This window comes from Arthrobacter crystallopoietes BAB-32, assembly GCF_000328305.2.
GTDB lineage: Bacteria > Actinomycetota > Actinomycetes > Actinomycetales > Micrococcaceae > Crystallibacter > Crystallibacter crystallopoietes_A.
The window spans coordinates 1-4,165 of sequence record NZ_ANPE02000048.1 but is presented as its reverse complement, the minus strand read 5'-3'; the positions used below and the strand labels follow the sequence as shown (position 1 = coordinate 4,165).

At 56.5% G+C, this 4,165-nt stretch carries 4 protein-coding genes; all 4 read right to left on the bottom strand.

Features of this window, described 5'->3' with window-relative positions:
- Positions 1 to 245: 245 nt before the first annotated feature.
- On the bottom strand, positions 246 to 1,796 hold the full coding sequence (locus tag D477_RS01255; protein WP_043845168.1) for an IS1634 family transposase: 1,551 nt from the start codon (positions 1,794 to 1,796) through the stop codon (positions 246 to 248).
- 411 nt (positions 1,797 to 2,207) lie between these two features.
- Positions 2,208 to 2,426, bottom strand: a complete 219-nt coding sequence (locus D477_RS23615; protein WP_237740667.1) for a DapH/DapD/GlmU-related protein — start codon at positions 2,424 to 2,426, stop codon at positions 2,208 to 2,210.
- A 232-nt stretch (positions 2,427 to 2,658) separates the two neighbouring features.
- A complete protein-coding gene (locus tag D477_RS21575; protein WP_150109936.1) occupies positions 2,659 to 3,816 on the bottom strand; it encodes a glycosyltransferase family 4 protein in 1,158 nt (385 codons plus the stop codon).
- Positions 3,803 to 4,165: glycosyltransferase (locus D477_RS01250; RefSeq protein ID WP_005266490.1), on the bottom strand; the 363-nt coding region annotated here is incomplete at its 5' end. The genes D477_RS01250 and D477_RS21575, both read right to left, overlap by 14 nt.

Below are 4,165 nucleotides of genomic sequence, written 5' to 3'. Positions count from 1 at the left end.
CCTCGGCCTTCAGGACCCGGTAGTCCGGCAGGTTGAAAATGACGCTGGCAGCATCGAGGCACGGCAAAGTAAGCTCGGTCAAGGCTCGTAGTTCCTGTCATTGATGAATGCGTGAAGAACATCCATCACAACAGGGCTACGAGCCGTTTACGTCGAAGGACACGAACCCGGTTTCACCACGAACCACGGAGAGCCGCGAAACGAAGGAAAGATTCTTCCTGAGCGCCTGAGTTGCACACGTTTAGTTACCCAGGCATTCCGAGCTTTTGAAGGATTTCTGCGGCGTCTTCTGGGATTTGGGGGTCGGCGGTGAGTTCGTGTCCGCCGATGTTGATGGTGACTTCGCGCAGGGGTTTGAGCTGGTTGATGATTTTCTTCAGGCTCAGTCCTGTTTTGTGCTGCAGGTAGCGGGCGACGGCCAGCGCGGTGAACACGATCGTCAGGTGCGCGTCGATTGCTTCTTTGGTGCGGTGGAAGATCGGGCGGGCGGCCAGGTCGCTCTTGGACATTCGGAAGGACTGCTCGACGTGCCAGAGGTCGTGGTACGAGCCGACGAGTTCGGCGGCGGCCATGGTCCGGGCGGGGATATTTGAGACGTATCCTTTCCAGCCGACCAGGTTCATGGCGCGTTCGTAGCTTGTTTCGTCGAAGGTTCTGGTGTTTCCGGTGGTGCGGACGAACCTGGCGGTCTTCGGCCGGCTCTGCCCCTCGATGATGGCCAGGGCCCGGTTGCGCTGCTGGTTCAGCGTTTGGCGGTCCCGCACGGCTCGTTTCCGCCGGTATTGCCATACGGCCCGCCACTGGTCGTTGTTCTTCTCCGGGTCCCAGACAGGCTCGGCGCGCTTGTCTATTCGTGAGGGGTCGGCTGCCTTGGTGCGCATGGTGATCGTGTCGACGGTCTGCCCGTCGTCGTGGTGGCTGCCGTGCCAGCGGAAATAGGCGGCCAGGTCCTGGGGTGCTTTGGCCTGCTTGGAGCCGACGATGAACCGCAGCCCCGCGTCATCGACTGCCTGCAGGTTCATGTTGGAAAGCATCCCGGCATCGGCGACCACGACCATGTCCGCAACCTGGTGGCGTTCCTGGAACGCCTGGATCACCGGGACGATGGTGTGGGTTTCGGCCTTGTTGCCCTGGAAGGAGTGGATCTCCAGCGGGAACCCGGAGCGGTCCACCAGCAGGCCGACGACGATCTGCGGATCGACCCGGCGTTCCTTCGAATAGCCGACCTTGCGGTAGTCGTCTTCCTTCTCCGCCTCGAAATATAGGGTCGTGACGTCGTAAAGCAGCAGGCTGATGCCGGTCGTGGACACACTGTAGGCGAAGCAGGCCCTGGCCACCAGGTCCCGGTAGTCATTGTTTCCGCAGCGCTTGAGCGCGTTCGTGAACGTGTTGCGGTGAACCGGCGGGATGCCGAGTTCGTCGATGACGCGGATGCTGTCGGCCTTCGAGGTCGGCTCGACCAGCCGGGCCAGCACGAGCTGGAAGAATGCTTCGTCCTCGACCGCGCCGAAGCCCAGCGTCTCGTAGGCGGCCCGGATGGCATCAACGAGCAGCCGGGAGGCGCTGGACTGCACGACCGCGCGTGTCGGGTCCGGTCGCGATTCGATCCCGAGCTCCAGCGTCTCTTGGCCGGGGTTGAGCTTGTCCCGCCCAGCTCGCATCAGCACCGCCAGTTCAGCATCAGTGCGGGCAGAGCCGAGGTGCTCAACGATCCGGTACTTCCCGCCGCTCTTGTCCACGATCTGCACCGCAGTAGCGCCGGACCCGGTCTTCACTTTGCGCAAAAACGGAGACACCACGCCATCGTAACCACCCGAATTAGTTACCCATGAGACGAAACCGCACCGCGCTGACTAGGGCAAACATCAGAAAGATCGCGAAATCGGCCTCAAGGTGTGCAACTCAGGTTTCACCACGAACCACGGAGAGCCGCGAAACGAAGGAAAGATTCTTCCTGAGCGGTTCCATTGCCCCATTGTCAGCAGCTGCCCTCCGGCCTTGCCAGATCTTCCCCAGACACGGCGTCAAATCCGCAACATCCCTTTCGCCACAACGACAGCAACATTTGGCTTCCCTGCGGAAGGTCGGAACAGTTCATGACGGCAAAGAGCGCTGCAGCCACGAAAGGTCGACAACTTCACAGTTCCCTCTGCGTACGACAATGACAGAACCAAATTCCTTGCCCTAGCCTGCTGCGAAAATGACGTCTAGATTCGATTAATCGCTTTAGCTGGAGAACCTGCATAGCTGCCCGGAGCTGTAATGCTTCGCGTGACTACACTCCCCGCGCCGATACGAACATCATTGCTAATAGTCAGGCCCTCTTTTTCACGCGTTATCACGACCGAATTTGTACCGATAACGACATTATCACCGATATAAACGCGGGAATCGGCGCCCGGCGAATCGCTGACTGCAATAGTCACTCCGTGCCAGATATGCACTTCGCGACCAATGGTGCAATTAGGGTGGACTACAACGTTCAAACCGAAATGCCCCAGAGATACCGGTCCCGACAATTCCACTTCCGGGGGGAGAATAGCACGAAATATGACATAATTGATGATCTTAAGACACCTAGCGGTTCGTTTCCGACCCGCCCTGTGGAGCAGTGATGACTTATACCACAACATGCCGGGGTTTAGATACGACAGCATACTACCCTTTCAAAGAATGTTGGAAAAGATCAATGTACGAACGATGGGAGCCCTCGGTGGAGAATAGGTAAGGGAGTTTAGACTCTCTATTTTCTTCAATCCGCACCGCGCTCCATGCTCGAGCCAGAGCGTCTGAAGTGCCATTGACTATGACTGCCTGGTCGCCAAATTCGTCTGGAACGTTGGCATTGGGCACGGTGATGATCGGAAGTCCGTTAGACGATGCTTCCAAGAGACTCAGAGGAAGTCCTTCACGCCGACGGGTCGGAAAAAGTAGAACATCTGAGGCCGACATAACTTCGCGCAAGGAACTACTCGGAAGCCTTCCCGTAAAGTGAACTCTTCCCTCGAGATGCAACTCTTTCACTCGTCTCTCTAACAAACTGCGCTGAGGTCCCTCCCCACAAATGAATAACTGTGAGTCGACTGGCTGACAAGAGCGCGCCATAGCGGCGAGTACGATGTCTGCGCCTTTTTGTGGATGAAGCCGACCGCTAAAAATTCCGACACAAGACTTATTGTGAATGCCATAATGAGCACGAACCCTCATTCTAGCTTCAGCATCGAAGGACCAGCGATTAATGTCGACGCCGTTTGGAATAGTAGTAATCCTATTTCGGGAGACATGGTTTGGATTTCCGGATAGTTGAGCTTCGACGGCAGACCCAATAGCCACAACCTTGTTGCAGGTGTGGTAGGTCAATAATTCCCGTGGAATTCTGGAAAGGTTAAGGGGTATTTTTATCCACTCTCTCGGGCGAATGGTAACGAGAGAAGAGCAGATCTCGGCCCAAGCTGTGCCGTGACTCTGCGCGATAACCGGTATGGAACGGTCCCGAATCAAAGCCATTCCGCCGGCAGAGCTGCTGACGCTGAAGATTAGATCCGGCTGCCAACGCATCCACTCCGCCCGGGATCGAAACGTATTCAGCCACCATTTGAACGAATATCTGCCTGGTCGATGGGAGGTAATCTCCCAAACATTCTCGTAGCCAGAAGGCAGTGCCGCCCTGTCATAACCAGAAGTGGTTAGAAGCGAAACTCTAAAGCCATGCTCCTTGAGAGCAGCAACAACACCCTCGTAAGCACTTTCCATTCCCCCTGCAAGGTGATGTGCTGTGGTGGATCGGGCAACGACAAGAATTTTACTGCGATACACGTGCCAGAGCACCTTCCAGCAGTTGAATGTGTTTATCCACTGAGAATTCGAGGGCCCAGTCCTGACAAGATGGCGACTCAAGCGACATCGCGTCCATTATGGCTGAGGCCAGCATTCGCGGCTCTGCCGCGGACGCCATAAAACCGTTGATTCCCTCTGCGACTGTCTCTAAATAACCGCCTGCAGGGATGGTCGCTACCGGCGTGCCTTCGAGATTGGCCTCTAATACTGTGAGCCCGAAATCCTCCTGCGCGCTTGCAACAAGAACTGTTGTGGACGAATAGAGCCACTTTAACTCGGCATCGCTGACCCTTCCGAGTCCAACGATATTCGCGGAATGATCGGTATA